This window comes from Enterococcus canis NBRC 100695, from assembly GCF_001544375.1.
Lineage (GTDB): Bacteria > Bacillota > Bacilli > Lactobacillales > Enterococcaceae > Enterococcus_H > Enterococcus_H canis.
On sequence record NZ_BCQJ01000030.1, the window covers coordinates 1 to 2,204 of the forward strand.

Genomic DNA, 2,204 nt, shown 5'->3' on the forward strand with positions numbered 1-2,204 from the left:
CCATGGTATTTAAGGTGTGATTTAGGGTGTGAATGACTCAGAAAAATAAAATCGGCTTCTGCATTGTTATATCAACGTTTCAAGGGAGTGAAAAATTCTGACCATTTTATCTCAACGTGGGTTATAACCCTCTTATGAGATAAAATGGTCAGAATTTTTCACTTTTTTTACTTACATAACAATGCAGAAGCCGATTTTATTCACTCAATTAACTATTAATTTTTAGCAATGTTTTTGCCAGAATATTTGTTATTTCTTGTTGTTCTTTTAACGCAATAAGAAGTTTTTGATTTTCCTTAGCAATTTTCAACAATTCATTATCCTGCTTTTCTTTTTCATCGTATTTTTCAAGCAACATTTCTATCACAAGCCCTTGACTCATACCAGTTTCAAGCGCTAACTTCTTTAATCTGTTTTTCGTTTTATATTTCATATAAAGCGAAATATTATTTTTTATATTCTCTCGTTCTACTCGTTGCATTTCTCTATCAATCATCTTTATAGCTCCTTCCAAACAGCATTAACGCCTCTTTTACGTCTTTGATAGTTCCCATCAAAATACAGACGCAGAAGCCCTGATTTAGCCGAAACAACATCATTAATTTGATTCATACTAGGAAGCCCATAATCATCTCCACGTGCTTCTACAAATTCATACAGGTCAATAATATTTTCAAGTTGATACTTACGAACAAGAGCAAAAATCAAGTTTGCCAGTTCACGTTTTTCACTTTCATCAAGAGTCACATATCGATCTATATCAAAGTCATTGATATAAACAATGTCTTTTTTATCGTATCTATGCTTATTCTTCTTAACAGCATCAGAACTTTCATGCGTTAAATATTGAAAATAATACTCAACACTATCAACGATTTCAATATGAGAAATAGAGTTATTACCTAATACGCGCTTTAACTTTATTCTTACACTTTCAGCAGTCACAGGGTTTCTCGCAATATACAACACATGATAATGCGGTTTTTTGAAAACTTTACCACCATTTCTAACAATAACCTTTTCATTTTCAGGCATATCTTCAAATTTACGTTCTGTTTCATCCAAATCATGCAATGGACTAACAGCCATAGGAATACCCAACTTAGATAGACAGTATTCCCAATCTTCAGGAATACTTTCAGGATAGATGATAAATGCGAAATTTCTAGCTTTAACCTTTGTTTTGTCAGTAGCCATATAGTATAATACCCTTAGAAAATAAAGCATTTTTGCACAGAGCGGTCTTTTGCCAGGACGCTCTTTTTTTATGCTTATTTTTCCCCTTTCTTGTTTTCTTCAACTACACTTTGCATATAATTTCGGACATCATAAGTTACGATTTTACCTTCTTTTTGAAGAATTTCTTTGTATTCAGCGTACAATTTTTTCGGTACACGAATAGTAACAACTTGAAATTCCGTATCTTTATTTTCCCTAGCCATAGATTCCACTCCTCGTTCTTTTCATCAGAAATTCTACATCATTATACAACTATATACACATATGTTCAACTATATATAAAAACAAGTTGTTGGGATTTTGTTGGGATTTTGTTGGGATTTTGTTGGGACACCTAGACACGCCCTTATCCCTTGGGAGAGTAAGCTTGAAAGGCCCTAAACTTAAAATTTGGCACTCGGCACTATAAGGGGGGTCGTAGTACGGAAGCAAAATTCGCTTCCTCGCCCCCCTCAGTTGTCCCAAATTCCAAATTTTTTTCAAAAATTTTCCAGCGCTACCGCTCGGCAAAAATCAAAACCTTGGGCGTTGCCCAAACCCACCAGAGGATAATCCTCTGGACTCTTTACACGTTCGCCACGTGGAGGCGTCCCCAACAATGTGTTGGGACAAACAAGAGCGTGAGGTCTTGTTCTTAGCCGTCCATTCCTTAAAGCCTCTCAGAAGCTCTAAGAGGCCTTCACAGGCTCTCTAAGACCTTCTAGCTCGATTTACCATGGACTGCGCCTTATCTTACCCTTCTCGCCCCAAACAAGCTTAAAACGCAAATAAAGGCTTGCGAGAAATACGTATCTTTCTGTGTCAGTCGCTGCCAAGCGACCGTGTCTTTCTTTGATATGTTATTTAACGTTTCAACAAAATCAAATAGACAAAAAATGAAACCAGCTAATGAACAGAGATAAAATATTTTATTTTACCTTTACTCTTTAAAATGTATTTTAAGGTGTGAAATACCATGTAATTTA

The 2,204-nt window shown here is 35.4% G+C and carries 3 protein-coding genes; all 3 read right to left on the reverse strand.

Translation table 11 applies throughout. From position 1 onward, the window contains the following. Positions 1-208 precede the first annotated feature (208 nt). A complete protein-coding gene (locus ECA01S_RS13660; RefSeq protein WP_067396488.1) occupies positions 209-496 on the reverse strand; it encodes a hypothetical protein in 288 nt (95 codons plus the stop codon). A gap of 2 nt (positions 497-498) precedes the next feature. Continuing rightward, positions 499-1,197 (reverse strand): Rep family protein, encoded by a 699-nt coding sequence (locus ECA01S_RS13665; protein ID WP_067396491.1) that lies wholly within the window; start codon positions 1,195-1,197, stop codon positions 499-501. Between the two features lie 74 nt (positions 1,198-1,271). Beyond that, positions 1,272-1,442: a transcriptional regulator gene (locus tag ECA01S_RS13670; RefSeq protein ID WP_067396493.1), complete on the reverse strand. Its 171-nt coding sequence runs from the start codon at positions 1,440-1,442 to the stop codon at positions 1,272-1,274. Between the last annotated feature and the right edge of the window lie 762 nt (positions 1,443-2,204).